This window comes from Chryseobacterium proteolyticum (genome assembly GCF_046591535.1).
Classification (GTDB): domain Bacteria; phylum Bacteroidota; class Bacteroidia; order Flavobacteriales; family Weeksellaceae; genus Chryseobacterium; species Chryseobacterium proteolyticum.
The window spans coordinates 66,169-82,380 of record NZ_JBJLWK010000007.1; the positions used below are offsets into that span (position 1 = coordinate 66,169).

At 34.9% G+C, this 16,212-nt stretch carries 17 protein-coding genes and 3 pseudogenes; 5 read left to right on the forward strand and 15 right to left on the reverse strand.

Annotated features, from left to right (window positions below):
* Positions 1-72 precede the first annotated feature (72 nt).
* Both ACJ5H0_RS21455 and pdxA read right to left on the reverse strand, forming a co-directional pair.
* Positions 73-597 carry a YceD family protein gene (locus ACJ5H0_RS21455; protein WP_411251974.1) on the reverse strand — a complete coding sequence of 175 codons (525 nt, stop codon included), beginning with the start codon at positions 595-597 and terminating at the stop codon, positions 73-75.
* 85 nt (positions 598-682) lie between these two features.
* On the reverse strand, positions 683-1,774 hold the full coding sequence (gene pdxA, locus ACJ5H0_RS21460; protein ID WP_345991708.1) for a 4-hydroxythreonine-4-phosphate dehydrogenase PdxA: 1,092 nt from the start codon (positions 1,772-1,774) through the stop codon (positions 683-685).
* Positions 1,775-1,823: 49 nt separating this feature from the next.
* On the opposite strand from pdxA, the gene ACJ5H0_RS21465 reads away from it, so the two are divergent.
* Genes ACJ5H0_RS21465 through ACJ5H0_RS21475 form a run of 3 tightly spaced genes read left to right on the forward strand, consistent with a single transcriptional unit; the run spans position 1,824 to position 4,559 of the window.
* Complete coding sequence (locus ACJ5H0_RS21465; RefSeq protein WP_273649719.1) at positions 1,824-2,420, forward strand: riboflavin synthase; 597 nt, start codon at positions 1,824-1,826, stop codon at positions 2,418-2,420.
* Positions 2,410-3,864, forward strand: a complete 1,455-nt coding sequence (locus ACJ5H0_RS21470; RefSeq protein ID WP_172280843.1) for a sensor histidine kinase — start codon at positions 2,410-2,412, stop codon at positions 3,862-3,864. Before ACJ5H0_RS21465 ends, ACJ5H0_RS21470 begins: the two co-directional genes overlap by 11 nt.
* On the forward strand, positions 3,864-4,559 hold the full coding sequence (locus ACJ5H0_RS21475) for a tRNA1(Val) (adenine(37)-N6)-methyltransferase (protein WP_411251975.1): 696 nt from the start codon (positions 3,864-3,866) through the stop codon (positions 4,557-4,559). Before ACJ5H0_RS21470 ends, ACJ5H0_RS21475 begins: the two co-directional genes overlap by 1 nt.
* 3 nt (positions 4,560-4,562) lie before the next feature.
* Here ACJ5H0_RS21475 and ACJ5H0_RS21480 read toward each other — a convergent pair.
* Both ACJ5H0_RS21480 and rpmH read right to left on the reverse strand, forming a co-directional pair.
* A pseudogene (locus ACJ5H0_RS21480) lies at positions 4,563-5,274 on the reverse strand (cell division ATP-binding protein FtsE).
* Positions 5,275-5,431: 157 nt separating this feature from the next.
* Positions 5,432-5,590, reverse strand: a complete 159-nt coding sequence (rpmH, locus tag ACJ5H0_RS21485; protein WP_172280837.1) for a 50S ribosomal protein L34 — start codon at positions 5,588-5,590, stop codon at positions 5,432-5,434.
* A gap of 232 nt (positions 5,591-5,822) precedes the next feature.
* On the opposite strand from rpmH, the gene ACJ5H0_RS21490 reads away from it, so the two are divergent.
* Positions 5,823-6,827 carry a DHH family phosphoesterase gene (locus ACJ5H0_RS21490; RefSeq protein ID WP_411252073.1) on the forward strand — a complete coding sequence of 335 codons (1,005 nt, stop codon included), beginning with the start codon at positions 5,823-5,825 and terminating at the stop codon, positions 6,825-6,827.
* Between the two features lie 52 nt (positions 6,828-6,879).
* Here the strand turns inward: ACJ5H0_RS21490 and ACJ5H0_RS21495 are convergent, their stop codons facing one another.
* The 10 genes and pseudogenes from ACJ5H0_RS21495 to tilS all read right to left on the reverse strand — a co-directional run bounded on the left by ACJ5H0_RS21495 (position 6,880) and on the right by tilS (position 14,949).
* Positions 6,880-7,422, reverse strand: coding sequence for a patatin-like phospholipase family protein (locus ACJ5H0_RS21495; protein WP_411252074.1), 543 nt, complete (start codon positions 7,420-7,422; stop codon positions 6,880-6,882).
* Positions 7,373-7,684: a patatin-like phospholipase family protein gene (locus ACJ5H0_RS21500; RefSeq protein ID WP_411251976.1), complete on the reverse strand. Its 312-nt coding sequence runs from the start codon at positions 7,682-7,684 to the stop codon at positions 7,373-7,375. The genes ACJ5H0_RS21495 and ACJ5H0_RS21500 overlap by 50 nt, the downstream gene beginning before the upstream one ends.
* A gap of 127 nt (positions 7,685-7,811) precedes the next feature.
* Positions 7,812-8,595, reverse strand: a pseudogene (locus ACJ5H0_RS21505) (alpha/beta fold hydrolase).
* A gap of 10 nt (positions 8,596-8,605) precedes the next feature.
* The gene (locus ACJ5H0_RS21510) at positions 8,606-9,115 is read right to left on the reverse strand and encodes a hypothetical protein (protein WP_411251977.1); all 510 of its coding nucleotides are present in this window, start codon (positions 9,113-9,115) and stop codon (positions 8,606-8,608) included.
* A 66-nt stretch (positions 9,116-9,181) separates the two neighbouring features.
* Positions 9,182-9,696: pseudogene (locus ACJ5H0_RS21515) on the reverse strand (biopolymer transporter ExbD).
* A gap of 196 nt (positions 9,697-9,892) precedes the next feature.
* Complete coding sequence (locus ACJ5H0_RS21520) at positions 9,893-11,419, reverse strand: T9SS type A sorting domain-containing protein (protein ID WP_411251978.1); 1,527 nt, start codon at positions 11,417-11,419, stop codon at positions 9,893-9,895.
* A 135-nt stretch (positions 11,420-11,554) separates the two neighbouring features.
* Positions 11,555-13,630: a protein-disulfide reductase DsbD family protein gene (locus ACJ5H0_RS21525; RefSeq protein ID WP_345991723.1), complete on the reverse strand. Its 2,076-nt coding sequence runs from the start codon at positions 13,628-13,630 to the stop codon at positions 11,555-11,557.
* A 3-nt stretch (positions 13,631-13,633) separates the two neighbouring features.
* Positions 13,634-14,062, reverse strand: coding sequence for a tRNA lysidine(34) synthetase TilS C-terminal domain-containing protein (locus ACJ5H0_RS21530; RefSeq protein WP_411251979.1), 429 nt, complete (start codon positions 14,060-14,062; stop codon positions 13,634-13,636).
* 13 nt (positions 14,063-14,075) lie between these two features.
* Entirely contained in the window at positions 14,076-14,408 is a 333-nt protein-coding gene (locus ACJ5H0_RS21535) for a hypothetical protein (RefSeq protein ID WP_411251980.1), read from the reverse strand.
* On the reverse strand, positions 14,359-14,949 hold the full coding sequence (gene tilS / locus ACJ5H0_RS21540) for a tRNA lysidine(34) synthetase TilS (protein WP_411251981.1): 591 nt from the start codon (positions 14,947-14,949) through the stop codon (positions 14,359-14,361). The genes ACJ5H0_RS21535 and tilS overlap by 50 nt, the downstream gene beginning before the upstream one ends.
* Before the next feature lie 86 nt (positions 14,950-15,035).
* Here tilS and ACJ5H0_RS21545 point away from each other — a divergent pair, with 86 nt between their 5' ends.
* Positions 15,036-15,869: an OmpA family protein gene (locus ACJ5H0_RS21545; protein WP_172280821.1), complete on the forward strand. Its 834-nt coding sequence runs from the start codon at positions 15,036-15,038 to the stop codon at positions 15,867-15,869.
* 58 nt (positions 15,870-15,927) lie between these two features.
* Here ACJ5H0_RS21545 and ACJ5H0_RS21550 read toward each other — a convergent pair whose 3' ends face one another.
* On the reverse strand, positions 15,928-16,074 hold the full coding sequence (locus tag ACJ5H0_RS21550) for a hypothetical protein (RefSeq protein ID WP_172280819.1): 147 nt from the start codon (positions 16,072-16,074) through the stop codon (positions 15,928-15,930).
* Positions 16,075-16,212 lie beyond the last annotated feature (138 nt).

The following is a 16,212-nucleotide window of genomic DNA, read 5'->3' on the forward strand; positions in this document are numbered from 1 at the left end:
GTAATAACTTTTTTAATTTGATGAGCGATGAGATTTTTTCATCATCTCATCATATTTAAATTATTTTAATTTTTATCTTTTAATTTTTTTTAAAGCTTCCCATCTTGGGTCACTCTCATGTTCTTCCTCTTCCTTTTCTTCAATATCTTTAGGACTGAACTGGTCCAAAATTTTTAAATCTTCATCACTTACGTCAGGAGATACTTTTTTCATAGGTATGGAAAGTACTACATTTTCGTAAATCAACTGTGCTACATTGAAAGCGTGGTCCGAGCTTGGAATAGTAATAACGTTTTCGTCACTATCATCATATTCTTCTCCAAACTTGACCAGGACTTTAATTTCATTTTCAATCTGATGGTCAAAATCGGCGCTTGTAATATCGCAAACCAATTCTACGGTTCCATCAATTTTTATTTCAAACTCTAAAAAAGTAGTATGCTTTTCCAAAAGAACATCTACTGTTATTCTAGGATTTGTAAATTCCTGTTCAGTGTCAAATAATTGAAAGAACGATTGGTCTATCTCAAATTTGAACTGATGCTTGCCGTTTTTTAATCCGGAAAAGCTTACGTCATAGTTTCTTAACTTGTCCATAAAATGAGTGTGCAAAAATATGCATTTTTTTTTATAATTACAAATAAAATATCAAACAAATTAATTTTAAATGTGTTTGGAAGAGTTATGCTTCATTTTCATCAGGAAGATCTTCATCTATTCCATTATCTACAGCCATTTTTCTTGGCTGCATCCTATTGCTCATGAGATCGTTATATTCGCTTCTGTTCTTAAAAATTTTAATAGCTGTAAAAATAGCTTCTGTAAAACTCTGTTCATCGGCGATATTTTTTCCTGCAATATCATAAGCGACTCCATGGTCGGGAGAAGTTCTGATAAAAGGTAGTCCTGCAGTATAATTTACACCTTCTTCATAAGCCAGTGTTTTGAAAGGAGCAAGGCCCTGATCATGGTACATTGCTAAAACAGCATCGAAGTTTTTATATTTATTGGGTTGGAAAAAACTGTCCGCAGGAAATGGTCCGAAAGCTAAAACTCCATTGTCTGAAAGTTCTTTGATGGCTGGTCCGATGATCTCTATTTCCTCGCTGCCAATTACTCCTCCGTCTCCGGAATGGGGATTCAGTCCTAATACGGCAATTTTTGGTTTTTGAATACAGAAATCTTCAATTAAAGTTTGGTTTAAGGCTTTGATCTGTTTTTTGATTTTTTCTTTCGAAATACTTTCGGCCACCTTAGCTAAAGGAATATGATGCGTAGAAACGGCTACTTTTAAATCATCCGTTACTAAAAACATTAAGCCTTTTTTATTGAATTTTTCTTCAAAATATCCAGTATGTCCAGCATGTTTAAAGCCTAGTTTCATCATTTCATCCTTATTGATAGGCGCGGTAACAAGTACGTCAATGTCTCCTTTGATTAAAGCTTCTGTAGCAGCCTCCAGAGAGGATATTGCCATTTGGGTGGATTCTTCGGTAGGAGTTCCCAACTCTACATTAGAATTTTCCTTGGCAAGATTGACCATATTCAGTTTTCCCGTCTGAGCCTGAGAGGCTTCATTGATATAATTGAAATTAAGATTCAGTTTGAAAATATTCTTTTGATAGGTAAATAATTTCCCGGATCCGAAGATTACAGGAGTGAAAAAATCTGTGATCGTTTTGTCTTTCAAAGACTTCATAATGATCTCAGGGCCGATGCCATTGAAATCACCTATTGAAATTCCTACTCGTACTTTATAGTTTTTTGGACTCATTTTGATTATCTTTGAAGATTATAATTTTACAAATTTAGCAAAAAATAATATGTTCACAGGAATTATTGAAGCAGTTGGAGTTATTGAGAAAATTGAAGAAAAAGGAAGTAATATCGACTTTACATTAACCTGCCCTTTTACCAATGAGTTAAAAATAGATCAAAGTCTTGCACATAACGGATGTTGTTTGACGGTTGTGGAAATTAAGAATGACCAATATGTTGTAACAGCAATTAATGAGACTCTGGAAAAGACTAATCTTGGTAAATGGGAAGTGGGAACAGTGGTAAATCTTGAACGTTGTATGAAGATGGATGGCAGACTGGATGGGCATATTGTACAGGGACATGTGGACAAGACAGGTGAGGTTGTAGGAATCGAAAATAAAGACGGGAGCTATTTCATTACAGTGAAATATGATAATGACGGTGATTTTGTAACAGTACCTCAGGGATCAATTACTATGAATGGAATAAGTCTTACCGTTGCTAAAAGTGAGGATTTCCAATTTTCTGTCGCGATTATTCCATATACCTGGGAGTTTACGAATATGCAATATTTAAAAATAGGTGATAAAGTTAATCTTGAATTTGACATAATTGGTAAGTATATTGCTAGGTTAATTAAAAAACAGAATGGCAATTAATAAGTACAAAGGATATAGCTTGAGGAATCGAGTGTTTTTCGGTTTCTTGCTGGTATGTCTTTTAAGTGTTGTTGCTTCATCCCTCGTTCCTTACTTTGTTTTGAGAAACCATTCTTTGCAACAAAGCAAAATTGACATGCAGGAGAAAACCAGTGCTGTAATGCGCTTTCTGGATTATGAAGTAAGCAGTACGGTACTCGAAACTAAAGATCTCCCTCAGGTTTTAGGAAATAAAATTTTTGAAATTGCAGATATCAATCAGCATGATATTGTGATTTATGATTTGAAAGGACATTATCTTCTTTCCAACAGAGATCAGGGGTTAGTATCTCAAAAATCAATTCCCGTAGATATTGTTAATCGAATCCTGGCGACTGATGCCAGAGTGGATATTAAAGGATATGATCAGGCAAAGGATGCGGTATTCACATCCTCTTATATGATCCTAAAAAATAATGTTCTGGAGCCTATAGGAATTGTATATATTCCTTTGTATCATAATGAATCCGCTTATCTGGAAGTGCTTCACCAATATGTTAAATATATCCTTTTGGTTGATTTCTTTCTTATTATATTCAGTATCTGGATTAGTTGGGTAACCTCAAACAGTTTGGCTAAAAATATTACGAAATTCTCTGATATGATTACGCGTATTACTCTTTTTGAGAATGAAATGCGTCCTATCAGATATTATAAAAATGATGAGCTAAATGCTTTGGCAAGAGCTTATAACAGAATGATACTTCAGATTCAGGATCAAAAAGAAAGGCTTAGGTTCAAAGCATCAGAGGAAGCGTGGAGAGAAATGGCGAAACAAGTAGCCCATGAAGTAAAGAATCCTTTGACTCCGATGAAACTTACCATCCAGAATTTTGAAAGGAAGTTTGATCCTCAGGATCCTAATGTGACGGAAAGGGTGAAAATGATGAGTAAAACGATGGTTGATCAGATCGATTTGATTGCTACCGTAGCCTCTGCTTTTTCAGAATTTGCGAAGCTTCCCGAAAAAAATAATGAGACCATCAACCTGAATGCAGAGGTTGCTGATATTCTACGTGTTTTCAGTGATGACAGTGTTTTCGTTCATACCAACAAGGCAAATATCATGATCAACATGGACAGGATCTATCTTTCCAGGATTATTACCAACCTTGTTACCAATGCAAAGCAGGCTCAGAGCGAAGATAGAAAATTAATTATCAATGTTGATATAGAGCAGCATCAAAGAAGAGTAATGATCTCTGTGCAGGATAACGGAGTAGGTATTCCGGATAATATGTATGAAAGGATTTTTGAACCTAATTTTACGTCAAAAAACAGTGGGATGGGATTAGGGCTCTCCATGGTAAGAAAAATGGTGGAAGATTATAAAGGTGAAATTTCTGTAAAATCAGAAGTTGATAAAGGTTCTACATTTACTATAACACTACCGACCAATCTATAGTGAAACCTTTTAAGTTTAAGCAGTTTGATATTCAGCAATCCCCGGATGTTTTTCGTGTAGGGACTGATGGTGTTTTGTTAGGTGCTTTAGCTAGTGTCGATCGGGCAGCCAAAGTTCTTGAGGTAGGAACCGGTACAGGCTTGATATCTTTAATGCTTGCTCAAAGGAATCTTAATGCTGTGTTTTTAGGGTTGGATATTCAGATTAGTGCTGTTGAATTAACCCGGAAGAATTTCCGGAATTCGGTTTTCAGTGAAAGATTGAAAAATATTCATCAGGATTTTAAAACTTTTGAATCAAAAGATACATTTGATCTTATTGTTTCCAATCCTCCGTATTTTGAAGAGTCTGATTCCGGTAAAGATAAAATTGCCAGGCAGACAATTGAGTTGAATTTCAGAGAACTAATCTCCAGAATTCCGTCGTTGTTGTCTGAAAAGGGTGTTTTTTCGGTGATCATTCCTGTTGAGGTGGGAGTGGATTTTATTGGTCTTGCAAAAGAATATCATTTGTTTTTGTTCAGAAGAATTCAGATCAAAGGAATTGAACATTCAAAAGTTAAAAGACTGATATTGGAATTTTCCTTAAGGGAAGGTGAGGTTGAAGACTCTGAATTGGTGATAGAAAAAAGTCCGAGAAAATACTCGGACCAATATTTAGAACTCACTAAAGAGTTTCATGTTTTTAGTAAATGAAAATTATTCGAATAATTCCGTAGTATCAAGTACGGATACCTTTCCATCTTCACATCTGATCGCTTCACCAGGGAAGTTTTGGATCATATGATAATCGTGAGTAGCCATCACTACTGCAGCTCCGTTTTCTAAAGCAACCTGCTTAAGTAAAGTCATGATTTCATTAGACGTTTCCGGATCAAGGTTTCCGGTAGGTTCATCCGCAAGAATAAGATCCGGATGATTTAATAAAGCTCTTGCAATAGCTATACGTTGTTGCTCTCCTCCTGAAAGTTCATGTGGCATTTTATGCTTTTTGCTCTTCATGTTCACGCTTCCAAGAACTTCGTTGATACGGTCTTCCATTTTGATTTTATCACTCCATCCTGTAGCCTCAAGAACAAATTTTAAATTCTTTTCCACTGTTCTGTCTGAAAGTAACTGAAAGTCCTGGAAAACAATTCCTAATTTTCTTCTCAGGTTAGGGATGTCAGAGGTTCTCATTTTAGCAAGATCAAAACCTACTACATCTCCGTGTCCTGATGCCAATGGAATATGCCCGTACAATGTCTTTAAAAGTGAGCTTTTTCCTGATCCTGTTTTTCCGATAAGATAGCAAAATCTTCCTTTTTTAATATTGAGATTAACGTCAGAAAGAACAGTAAAGTTTTTTTTGAGCAATCTTTGCATGCTGTAAACTTATAATGCTGTCTCCTGAGATATTTGTATGTGGCATAATTTAATTTTAAGAGGGCGATTTCTAAAAAAAATCTTTTCAGATTTTAAAAATAGAAAAAAGAAACTTAAAGAACCTAAATTTTAGTAAATTTTAACAACAAAAAATGCCTGAAAAACTTCTTTTCAAGCATGATTTGTATATGATAATTTCGAGATTATCTCTTAGCGCGAGATGCACTTATCGTTAAACTCTTTCTGCCTTTAGCTCTTCTTGCAGCCAAAACTCTTCTACCGTTTGGCGTTGACATTCTTTCTCTGAAACCGTGTTTGTTTCTTCTTTTTCTTTCTGATGGCTGGAATGTTCTTTTACTCATTACTATATATTTAAATCGTAATTATCTATTTATTTTTCAGGTTGCAAAGATAAATATTTTTTTAGAAGTTACAAATTTATATTGTTTTTTTTTTGAAATTAATTTAAGCGTTTCTGAAGGTGATATTAGAAAAGTTCACTATAAATAGGGCCCCTCAGCTTATTTAAATTAATGTATGTCTCATTTATTTAAAAGCTCTATCTTTGGAGACTCAAATTTAAAGAACATAATGATGTTTACACCTACTGAACTTTTAGAAATAAAGAATCTTCTTACGACTGAAAATAAAATAGTTATCCTTACCCATTATAATCCGGATGGAGATGCTATTGGTTCCAGTTTAGGATTAAAACATTATTTGCACGCAAAAGGTATAATGGCAGAAGTGGTTGTGCCTAATGATTTTCCTAAATTTTTGAAATGGATGCCTGAAGCCAGAAAGAATATCGTTGCTGAATATAAAAGAAAGGTTGCATTTGATCTTATTAGTGATGCAGATGTTATTTTTTGCCTAGACTTCAATTCACCTTCACGAATTGGCATTCTTGGAGACTGGCTGGTAAAAGCTACCGCAAAAAAAATTCTCATTGATCACCATCAGCAACCTGAAGAGTTTGACTATGTATATTCAGATACCATTATCCCTGCAACTTCCCAGATGATCTATCATTTTATTGAAGCAATGGAGGATGAGGATTTGGTTAATAAAGATATTGCAGAGTGTCTTTATACCGGGATCATGACTGATACAGGAGGGTTTCGTTTCCGCTCAACAAGCGCTACGACACACCGTATTATTGCTAACCTCATTGAAAAAGGAGCTGATCCTTCCGTTATTACATCTAATACGTGGGATACCAATACCGTTTCCCGTCTGCATCTTTTAGCTCTGATACTAGGAAGAATAGAAGTGGTAAATGAGGGTACAGTAGCTGTTTTATACTTAACAAGAAAAGAACTTCAGGAATATGGCTTCCAAAAAGGAGATACTGAAGGTTTTGTTAATTATGGATTGAGTATTATCGGAGTGAAGATGTCTGCATTTTTCATGGAAGACCTGTATGAAGATTTTATCAAAATTTCTTTCAGAAGTAAAGATGATGTTGATGTTAATAAGTTTTCAAGGAAGTATTTCAATGGAGGAGGGCATATCAACGCAGCAGGAGGTAAATCAAATGATTCTTTACCGGATACCCTTGAAATATTTAAAAACAGAGTGGCTGAAGAGAATTTGTAAAATTAAATAGAAGAAGGGAAATACAAATTGAACAAATAGCCTTAACCTTGCCTCAAATGTCTATTTTTAATTTTCTGTATCCCTTGTCTTCCAGTTCTGCACATGTATATTCATACACCTGCTGAAACATTTCATCCATATATTTTTTGTTAAATAAGCTGAACTTGGTCATTTTAGGAGGATCAAGAAAGATCTTACATGAATTCACTTTAGAATAAACCGATTTTGCAATGGCTAAATGGAGAATTCTATCAAATTCCTTTAGCAGACTCATTTTTTTAAGTTCATCATAACTGATCGAATTCACATGTGATGCAATCAGGAAATCGCATTTATGAATGATTGGTTCTATGGGTAAGTTGTCTAAAACGCCACCATCTACATATATTTTTTCTCCAATCCTTACGGGTGGAAGTATAAAAGGAACGCTTGAAGATGCTAAAAGAGGTTGGAAAAGGGGTCCTTCTGAAAAGAAGCTTACAATGCCATGGGTCATTTCTGTTGCAGCCACATAAACAGGGATTTTCAGGATTTTAAAATCATCCTCAGGAAAGTGATCTGTAAATAGTTTTAAAATAAAATTTGAGCTGAAAATGCCATTTTTGGAAAGTTTTAAATAAGACCTGGAAAAAAAAAGTGGTGCTTTTTACAATGTCCATCATCTCATCGGGGGTTTTTCCAAAAGAATAAAAAGCGCCAACAATAGAACCGGCGCTGGTTCCTGAAATAATATCGGGTTTAAGATTGAATTCTTCCAACGCTTTTAAAACAGCGATATGGGCAATTCCACGCATGCCTCCACCGGAAAGTGTCAAGCCGATTACAGGTTTCTTTTTGTTGAAGGAGAATAAGCTCATTGAGAAAATTAATCTTCACTAATATACAAGAAATTTCAGAACCTTAATTGGGCTTATTGAGGATAAAATAGCTTGACTGTATTTAGTAATAATATGGCTCGTGTTGGAAAACAAAAAGCCTAAATGTTTATAAAACTAAGTTTTTCGGCATATTATGAAGAAGTTCAGTATTAATGATCTCTGCACAAATGCCTGGTTTTTCCCAATGTCCGTTATGTCCGCAATCCAGAATGTATGATTTTATATTCGTCCTGTCCGGAAGGTTATTGATGGTTGTTTCTGTTTTTACTGCATTATCATGCTTTCCTGAGAGGACTAATATTTTAGCCTCAAGATTTTCCAGAACATGTTTTTTGTCCGTTCGTTCTACCATTCCTTTTACGCAGGCTAATGCTCCCATATTATTGGTAGACAGTGCAATTTCCAGAGCTGTTTCTATTTTGCCTTCAAGGATATCTCTTTCGTTAGGGTTGAATAAATTAGGAATTCCGGCCTTTGCATAATTAGGAAATGCTTCCTGAATAATTCTGTAGCTTTTTATACGTTGTTTTTTTCTTTTCATCATCATCCGGAAAGTAGGTGGAAAAAAATAAGGTAAGACTTTTTATTGATTCGGGATATTTTTCAGCAAATGCCAATGAAGTATAGCCTCCCATAGAATGTCCTAACAGGTGAACTTTTTCAAGCTTTTGATCGTTTAGAACCTTTTTTACTTCATCAGCCATAAGCTCCATCGTATGAACGTCAGCCAAAATTTCTGATTTTCCGTGACCAGGGAGATCTATTTTTAAAAGGGTGAAATTTTTAGATAAGTGCGGCTCCATATCACTCCAGATAGAAAGATTTTCCATGAAGCCGTGGAGTAGTACTAAAATTTCCTTTCCGTTTCCTGTTTTTTCAAAATTCAGCATGTGTTCAGAATTAAAAGTGAATATCGATATAGTCTACAAATCCTGAGCCGTTTACCATATCCTGAAGCCTCCAGGTTTTTCCGCCGTCTTTAGATAAGAAAGTTTTTGTACCCTTTCTTATATCTATTTTCCCGTTTTCGTTTTCAGAGATGCTTTGCGAAATACTTCCTGTGAAATTCATATGCTTGTCGGAAACAACTTTCATATAGCCTTCAATATGTACATAATCTTTCCCTGATTTTATATCTCCAAGAACTTTATAATGATCCTTTTCACCTTCTGTTTTTTTGAAATTGACAGAGCCTGCTTTTTTGATGAGATTATGCGTGAATTTATGATCTCCGCTAAAGTTTTTGAAATGGTTTTTACTTCTAATGCTGTCATTTATTTTTGTACGGGCAGCATTAATAGAATCGATAATTTTGACGCTGTCTGTTTGGCTTGGGGTTGATTGTGTTTCTTTTTTTGAACAAGAAAAAAGTAGGGCTGTAATTGCCGCGATCATTAGTATATTTTTCATCGAAGAATAAAAATTGTATTCTCAAAAGTAAATAAAAAAGAGCATTATTATAATGCCCTTTATGTTTTATTTTATTAATTCTTCATAAACTTTCTTTTCCCAAGGCTTCATGTCGGTGATTCCATAACGTTCCTTTTTAGAGATAGCAATGTTGTCCAGCATATCTACAAAATTTTTATAATTAGAATCATCTGTAGGTTCAATGATAATTGTGAAATTATCTTTTATAGGTGCGTCATTGTAAGCCTTCGAAATGATTTTTGAAATATTAACCCCATTATAATCGGTTTCCTTGAGATTGCTGGTGTTTAAATCTCCTTTGCCTCTTGATGATAAAATATCCTATTATCCTTTCCGATAATAAATGTAACCTGGTTTTTGTTGTCAACTACATTTTTTGGCGGAGTTGGGCTTTTTGCCGGTAATCCCAGATCCATTACATTGGGTTTTGTAAAATTGGTTGTAAACATGAAAAAGGTAATTAATAAAAAACCTAAGTCTACCATTGGAGTCATGTCCACGCGGATTAATTTTTTCCGTTGTTTTCCTCCTGATTTTTCTTGTGCGATAACTTCAGCCATAAGTACAATTTTTAAATGTTAAACGGTTATTTGACAAAGATTGAATTATTGTTCTTTATCTGAAGGAATCCATACAAAGTTTGTACCTAATTTTCAAAATCTCACAATTTTTTAAAATTTATTAAATGTTTAGCATAAAGAAACCTTAGCGTTTTTGATTTTACTAATGTTTTATGATTAATTAAGAGGTTGTGTATTATTTCTCTATGATCAATTTCTCAGATAAAATATTTTTTCCCTTATGCTCAGCGTGGATAATATAAATGCCATTGGTTAATTGAGAGGTATTAATAGAGCTTTTTTTATTATCATATTTTTGACTTAGTAATTTTCTTCCCGACATATCTGTTATCTGTACAGTAGTTCCCGTAGGCAGGTTATCCAGATAAATAAGATCTTTTGCAGGATTAGGATACAAGGAAATATTGTTTTTAATATTATTTTCTGCGGTACTTAGCTGTTCAGTTTGGATTTTTACCATCCAGCCATCGTTAAGCCCTTTATTAATGGTGATATCCCCGTCGGTAGAATAGGTTCCGCCAACTACAATATAGGTCCCGTCAGCAATCTCTATAATACCTCTGCCCATTTCATTACTGGTGCCTCCCAACGATTTTTGCCACATGATATTTCCGGAAGAGTCAGTCTTAATAATCCAGAAGTCACTGCTTCCATGATTACCCGTCACATCTCCATTGGTTGATTGGGCGTTTCCGGCAATGATATATCCGCCATCCAAGGTCCGTTGGATGGCTTCTCCATAATCAGAAGACGTTCCTCCAAATGTTTTCTGCCATTGCAGGTCACCTGACGAGTTGAGTTTCAGCATCCATACTTCACCCTGACCGTGATTTCCTGTTATATCTCCATCACTGGATTGAGTGTAGCCTACAAGTATATATCCGTTATCACTGGTGTTTTGTATATCGTACGGGTTTTCCCTTGATGTTCCGCCATATGTTTTCTCCCAGATAACAACTCCTAATGGGTCTAATTTCAGAATCCAGAAATCCGAAGTGTCGGTTGAAGAAAAGTTGTAACTTCCGATAACGACATAACTTCCATCCGGAGTTTGCCTGATCTGATTTCCATCGTCTTGATAAAGAAAACCATACGTGTTTTGCCATTGTATATTTCCGGAACTGTCTAATTTGATGATCCACATATCCCTTTGTCCGTGATTACTTGTAATATCACCATCTGTAGAGTAGGTAGATCCTATAGCAATATATCCTCCTTCATTTGTCTGCTGGATATCAACTCCATCTTCATCAGCACTACCACCCAGTGTTTTTTGCCATACAATATTGCCGGAGTTATCAAGTTTAAGTATCCATAAATCATATCCTCCATGATTTCCCATAATATCCCCATCCGTAGAACTTGTAGATCCAATGGTAATATATCCGCCGTCAGTGGTCTGCTGAATCTTAAATCCTCTGTCTATATTGCTTCCGCCATACGTTTTTTGCCATTGGATGGTACCGCTACTGTTTACTTTTACAATCCAAAGGTCTGTGCTTCCATGGTTTGTAGTTACGTCGCCATTTGAAGAGGTAGTATCCCCAATAGTGATGTATCCACCATCATTGGTTGCCTGGATATCAAAAAACTCTTCTCTACCCGTACCGCCAAAAGTCTTCTGCCATACTATGGAAGGTGCCTGGGCGCTTAAAGAAAGAAAATTTAAAGTGAAAAATAAAAGATAAAATAGATTTTTCATGTATACTTTTATTCTAAAAATAAATAAAAATTATTGGGTTTATTTATTTCAATAAGTAAGTGTAGACATTTTTCTAATAAGTGTAAAAAGCCCTGTCAATTTAATTGACAGGGCTGTAATATTTTAATTGGTAAACTATTTATTCTGTTTGTAGTAATTTACTCCGCATTCCAGGAATTTTTTAAACTCCTCTTTCGGCATATAACCTGATACAGGAGTATTGATTACCTTTCCGCCCGGAGTTACCAAAACGTAATGGGGTTGCGAATTGTTATTGAAATTAACCTGCTGGAATAAACTCCATCTGTCTCCGATTGTTTTTACTTTTTTAATTTGACCGTCTCCCAGATCAATTTTGGTTTTCTGATCTTCCGGAAGTTCTTCTTTGTCGTCAACATACAGAGAAGCAAGAATGACATCGTTTTGAAGGATGGGTAAAATGTCGGGTTCGCTCCAGACAAACTCTTCCATTTTTCTACAGTTTTCACAACCATATCCTGTGAAGTCAATCAAAATGGGCTTATTTTCTTTTTTGGCTAATTCTACAGCGCTGAAAAAGTCATGTTCCGGATGCATTCCCAGAATTCCGTCCTTTTCATTATGGAAATAGCTAACGTTAAGCGGAGGAAGGATACCACTCAGTAACTGAAGTTTTGGACGCTCAGAAGGGATTAATCCCTGGATTAGATAGATAACAAATCCAATTCCCAATACTCCCAATATCTTTCTGGTGATGGATATTTTGGGTTTTTTATCATCATGAGGGAATCTGATCAGTCCAAATAAATATAAAGCAAGACCAATTGTAATGATGATCCAGATAACAATAAATAATTCTCTTTTTAATAAAAATGTTTTAGAAACAAGATCTGCTTTTGATAGGAATTTTAAAGCCAATGCAAGTTCCACGAAACCTAGCACTACTTTTACTGTATTCATCCATCCTCCTGATTTAGGAAGGCTCTGCAAAGCTTGAGGAAATAATGCTAAAAGTCCGAAAATAATTGCCCAGGCCAAACCAAAACCAGCCAATGCAAAAGTTAGCAACATCGGTACATTGGTAGATCCGGTAACAGCACTCCCTAATAAACTTCCTAAAATAGGTCCGGTACATGAGAAGGAAACAATCACCAGTGTAAGAGCCATAAAGAAGATTCCAATGATACCTCCTGCCTCTTCAGCCTTAGATGATTTATTAGCAATAGCGCTTGGTAGTGTAATATCATAGTATCCGAAGAAGCTTCCGGCAAAGAAAATAAATATGATAAAGAACGCTATATTAAGCCAAACACTTGTTGAAATTTCATTAAAGATATTTCCTGCAATTCCATTAATTAAATGGAACGGAACACTTAACAATACAAATATAAGCAGGATGAAAAAACCATAGATAAGAGCATCTCTTTTTCCTTTAGCTTTATTTTTATTTCCTTTAGTAAAGAATGATACCGTTAGAGGGATCATTGGAAAAACACAAGGGGTTAATAAGGCTATTAATCCACCGATAAATCCTAAAAATAAATACGTCCAGTAGTTTTCATCAACTTTTGAAGACTTAGTACCACAATCCGTTAAAGGCTTTTTAAAATCTATTGTTTCTATTTTCAATTTTTTAGGATCCAGATGCGAAACCTGGGATACGACAATTTCGTCTTTAGACGGATTTTCTACAGCGGTTACAGTCGTTTTTGCAGAATCTTTAACTGTTTCTGCAACAGCTTCAGGGGTTGCTTCTTCAGTCGCTCCTTTTGGAGTGACCTTTTGATTGAATTCTAATGTATTGGGAGCCAGACATACCCTGTCATCACACGTTTGATAAGTGATCTCAGAGGTAACATCTGCGGGTTTTGTAGGGTCTTTAAGTTTGAATTTTTGTTTAAAGCCTGCCGAGTTTGAATAGAAAACAATCGTTCCGCCAAAAGCTTCAGAGAATTCTTCATGCTTCTTTCCAACCTCCTGAAATTTTCCAATCAGTTCAATATTTTTTCCCGAAACTTTATATTCTGTGGGAATCCCTGTATCTTCAGGAATATCTCTCGAGTAAATATGCCAACCACTTTCCATCGTTGCATTAAGAACTGCCTCGTATTGATTATTTCCCAGATCATTGATCGTGAACTTGAATTTTACAGGATTTTTGATCTGTGCATTGAGTCCTGAAAATAAGAATACCAAAGCTAATAACAGCCATGCTTTAAATTTACTTTTCATTTTTTACTTTTCATTAAAAAGGTTTAGGGTATGCTTTGTTTTTTCTGTACACACAAATCTTCTGTCTTGTCTGTAAGGAATAATGCCTAAGACGTTTTTATTGTCGTCCGCCAATACCCAAATTTTTTGCTTCGCTAAAATAGATAATTTTTCATCCTTAAAAAACTTGGAAACTTTCTTTTTTCCCGAAAAGAGTAATGGATAAAATAAATCACCTTCCTCTTTTTTCCTTAAAATTAATGGGAATTGAAGCTGTTCTGCATCAAAAGACCATTGGAAACTCTTGCTATGCTCACTACTGTCTGTAATGAATGTGGCAAGATTGATATCAACTGAAACTTTATTGAAATCAAACTTTTCAATTAAAATTATCTGTTCTTCCTCTTTTTTATCAACCTTATTGATTATGATAAGTTCATCCCGATTAACCATCAGTTGATAATCATTAGAAAAAAAAAGAACTTCCTGTAGAGGCGGTGAAAATTTTCCTGATTTCTTCTTCTTTGTTGAATCCGTATTTTTTTAAAATCTCGAACTTTATAAAATCACTTTCTTTAGCCAGCTTTTGCTTTGATAGGATTCTCTTTTCCAGGTTAAATGTAGAAATACTATTTTCTACTTCTTCTATTTGTTTTTGTATAAAATCTTTTGCCTGATTCAGGTAGGAAGAGCTTTTTTTAAAATTTTCTAAAAAATGATCATTAGTTTCAAGAAGTTTCGGGACAATTTCATTTCTGATTTTGTTTCTTAAGTAATCGTTTTTTTTTATTAGACGCATCTTCTCTGTATTCAATATTGTTTTCTTTTGCAAAACTATAAATCTCTTCTTTGGAATAACCTAAAAGAGGGCGCAGGATTTTGTTCTCATTAGCAGGAATGCCGCTCAATCCGTTAATCCCTGCTGCTTTTGACAGATTAATGATGAATGTTTCTAGTTGATCATTCAGGTGATGTGCGGTTACCAGGTATTCCAGCTTTTCGGCCTCTTGTACCTTTTTAAAAAATTGATACCGGAGTTCCCTGGCCCAAAGCTGAATGGAATTTTCAGGTTGTTGATCTTCTTCCGAAACCTCATATAAATGAAATCTGATGTCATTGGCCTGACAAAAATCCTGAACAACTTTCTGATCCGAATCAGAGTCCTTACCCCGAAGTTTGTAATTGATATGTGCAATCTGAAAATTAAGACCCAGATTACTGAATAAAAAAGCTAAAACCATGGAATCTGCACCTCCGCTTACCGCTAAAAGATAATTGTGTTTTTCGGGTGAGTTAACCAGATTTTGCAGCTGTTCTTTAATACTTAATTTTTTCAACATAACTGTTGAGAATTTCATTTGTGCAAAGATAATTCATATAATTCAATTGAATTTTCTAACTTTGATCCGTCTAAAAAAGATTATTTATGAAGATATTAAAAATTTTAGCAGTTTCTGCGATGGCGTTGGGAATGACATCTTGTGTCAGCAAAAAACAGTATGATGCACTAAGTTCGAACTACAAACAGTGCATTGAAAATATTGGCGAAAGACAAAGAGAGATTCAGGATCTGAAATCTCAAAACTCCGCATTATCCGGTGAAAATAGTTTACTAAAAAGCCAGCATGATGCTCTGAAGTCATCTTTAGATGCATGCTTATCCAATACAGGAAAAAGCTCTGCAAATATTGATAAACTGGTAGGTGAGATTAATGCTTCAAACTCATACATCAAACAATTGATTTCTAATAATGCTAAAAATGACAGTCTGAATTTAGCATTGTCAAATAAACTGAAAAGATCTTTGGATAATGTAACCGATGAGGATGTTCAGGTAAAAGTATTGAAAGGAGTTGTAATGATTTCCCTTTCAGATAAAATGTTGTACAAAACAGGAGATTATAACATTCTGCCCGCAGCTCAGGAAGTACTAGGAAAAGTAGCTAAAGTGATCAACGATTACGATAAATATTCCGTACTTATTGAAGGGAATACTGATAATGCTCCTTTGAGCTCTGCTAATTTACCAAGAGACAACTGGGATCTTTCTGCATTGAGAGGAACTGCGGTTGCGAAGGTGCTGCAAACTCAGTTTGGTGTAGATCCTTCAAGAATTACAGCTGGAGGTCGTTCAGAATACAATCCTAAAGCAACGAACATGAGTGTTTCAGGAAGAGCAGAAAACAGAAGAACTGAAATTATCATTATGCCTAAGCTTGATGAGTTCATGAAACTGATGGATATTGCTCCTAAGAAATAATACTTGAAATACATAAACATAAATAAATCCCGGAGAAATTCGGGATTTATTATTTTAATCAAACTAATTCTTCTTGTTTCAATAATGAAATAATTCGCTTAATAAATGAATCGGATAATTTGCGTTTAGTTTTTTCAGAAGATACATTCTCTAATGATCCTGTAGCTTTTCTCTTTTTCTTAGTTAGGCTTTCTTCTGTTTCCATGTTTATGATGTTTTTGCGTTTGCTGCTTAGCAAAGGTACTAATGTCCAGTCTGCTAAAACACCCGTGTTTTTACGGTATTTTAGCAGGGTGATTTTCCCATGGTTAAATTGTATCTTTTATCCACAATACCACCATTT

Excerpts from the sequence above, each read along its gene's own strand:
- ACJ5H0_RS21455 (WP_411251974.1), bottom strand. The coding sequence starts at position 597 with ATGGACAAGTTAAGAAACTATGACGTAAGCTTTTCCGGATTAAAAAAC.
- pdxA (WP_345991708.1), bottom strand. The coding sequence starts at position 1,774 with ATGAGTCCAAAAAACTATAAAGTACGAGTAGGAATTTCAATAGGTGAT.
- ACJ5H0_RS21465 (WP_273649719.1), top strand. The coding sequence starts at position 1,824 with ATGTTCACAGGAATTATTGAAGCAGTTGGAGTTATTGAGAAAATTGAA.
- ACJ5H0_RS21470 (WP_172280843.1), top strand. The coding sequence starts at position 2,410 with ATGGCAATTAATAAGTACAAAGGATATAGCTTGAGGAATCGAGTGTTT.
- rpmH (WP_172280837.1), bottom strand. The coding sequence starts at position 5,590 with ATGAGTAAAAGAACATTCCAGCCATCAGAAAGAAAAAGAAGAAACAAA.
- ACJ5H0_RS21490 (WP_411252073.1), top strand. The coding sequence starts at position 5,823 with ATGTTTACACCTACTGAACTTTTAGAAATAAAGAATCTTCTTACGACT.
- ACJ5H0_RS21500 (WP_411251976.1), bottom strand. The coding sequence starts at position 7,684 with ATGAGCTTATTCTCCTTCAACAAAAAGAAACCTGTAATCGGCTTGACA.
- ACJ5H0_RS21510 (WP_411251977.1), bottom strand. The coding sequence starts at position 9,115 with ATGAAAAATATACTAATGATCGCGGCAATTACAGCCCTACTTTTTTCT.
- ACJ5H0_RS21520 (WP_411251978.1), bottom strand. The coding sequence starts at position 11,419 with ATGAAAAATCTATTTTATCTTTTATTTTTCACTTTAAATTTTCTTTCT.
- ACJ5H0_RS21525 (WP_345991723.1), bottom strand. The coding sequence starts at position 13,630 with ATGAAAAGTAAATTTAAAGCATGGCTGTTATTAGCTTTGGTATTCTTA.
- ACJ5H0_RS21530 (WP_411251979.1), bottom strand. The coding sequence starts at position 14,062 with ATGGTTAATCGGGATGAACTTATCATAATCAATAAGGTTGATAAAAAA.
- ACJ5H0_RS21535 (WP_411251980.1), bottom strand. The coding sequence starts at position 14,408 with ATGCGTCTAATAAAAAAAAACGATTACTTAAGAAACAAAATCAGAAAT.
- tilS (WP_411251981.1), bottom strand. The coding sequence starts at position 14,949 with ATGTTGAAAAAATTAAGTATTAAAGAACAGCTGCAAAATCTGGTTAAC.
- ACJ5H0_RS21545 (WP_172280821.1), top strand. The coding sequence starts at position 15,036 with ATGAAGATATTAAAAATTTTAGCAGTTTCTGCGATGGCGTTGGGAATG.
- ACJ5H0_RS21550 (WP_172280819.1), bottom strand. The coding sequence starts at position 16,074 with ATGGAAACAGAAGAAAGCCTAACTAAGAAAAAGAGAAAAGCTACAGGA.